2 protein-coding genes are annotated in these 1,405 nt (G+C 51.2%); both read left to right on the plus strand.

What is annotated here, in order from left to right; translation table 11 throughout:
* On the plus strand, positions 1-696 hold a 696-nt coding region (locus B3W37_RS04160; protein ID WP_483174862.1), incomplete at its 5' end, for a magnesium chelatase domain-containing protein.
* The coding region (gene disA, locus B3W37_RS04165) for a DNA integrity scanning diadenylate cyclase DisA (protein WP_483174864.1) at positions 693-1,405 on the plus strand (713 nt) is incomplete at its 3' end. The genes B3W37_RS04160 and disA, both read left to right, overlap by 4 nt.

Raw genomic sequence — 1,405 nt, forward strand, 5'->3', positions numbered from 1 at the left:
GGCCCCAAGGTCCTGGAACACATGGTGGATGTGGTGGTCTCTTTCGAAGGTGATAAGAGTTTCTCTTTCAGGATATTGCGGGCAGTCAAAAACCGATTTGGATCCACAGATGAGATCGGGTTACTGGAAATGGGACCGGACGGTTTGCATGAAGTCCTGGATCCAGCCAGCATATTCTTAAGCTCACAGGCGGTATTTACCTCAGGGAACGCTATCACCACCAGTGTGGAGGGCAGCCGTCCCTTATTGATCGAGGTTCAGGCTCTGGTTTGCCCTTCAGGACCCGGTTATCCCAAACGCATGGCAACCGGAATAGACCAAAACCGCCTGGCTCTGATAACCGCGGTTTTGGAGAAGCGCCTGGGTTTCCACCTGTCGGCCTGTGATGTATTTTTAAAGGTTACCGGCGGGGTTTTTTTGAAAGATCCCTCAGTGGACTTCGGCATTGCGGCGGCCATTATTTCAAGCCATTTGGATATTATAATACCGGCTGATACCGTATTTATCGGGGAGCTGGGTCTCTCCGGACAGATAAGGCCGGTGCCCTATCTGGAACTGCGCTTAAAAGAGATCGCCAAAATGGGATATCAGCGAGTGGTAGTCCCTAAACAGGGCAAACTGCCAGTAATGGCCAACCTGGTTGGCATTGAAGTGCAGACTATAGACGAGATTCTAGAGTTGATAAGGGAAGGATGATGGGGTTGGAAGATATTTATCAGGGACCGTTCAAGAAATACCTGGAGATGCTGGCGCCAGGAACAGTGTTCCGGATTGGGGTAGAAAATATTCTGCAAGCCAATACCGGGGGATTGATCGTGGTGGGGGATTCGCCGGAGCTGATGGCCATTGTGAACGGCGGGTTTCATATTGACTGCGAGTTCAGCCCGGCCCGGCTTTACGAGCTGGCCAAAATGGACGGAGCCATTATCACCAACCATAATGCCACCAGGATCCTTAAAGCCAATGTGCAGCTTTCTCCAGATTCCGCTCTGCCTTCCAACGAAACCGGTATACGCCATCGCACCGCCCAGAGGGTAGCCCGGCAAACCGGTGAGCTGGCGGTAGCGATTTCACAGCGGCGCAAGCAAGTGACCCTCTATCAGGGCAACATCACCTTTCGCCTACGGGACTTAAACTCCATCCTGGTCAAGGCCAATCAAGCCCTGCAAACCCTGGAGAAACATCGCAATGTACTGGGGCGGGAATTACATAGGCTCAGCGGACTGGAATTTGAAGATATGGTTACGGTTTCGGAAGTATGCGAGGTTTTGAAACGCGCTATTAAAGTATTGCGCATTGCCAGAGAGATAGAATACTATATCGTTGAACTGGGAGTGGAAGGGCGCCTGGTAAAAATGCAGCTTGATGAGATGGTGGCCAATGTCAGTGAAGAAGCTGGTTATAT

It is taken from the genome of Syntrophomonas sp. UBA5494, from assembly GCF_002426325.1.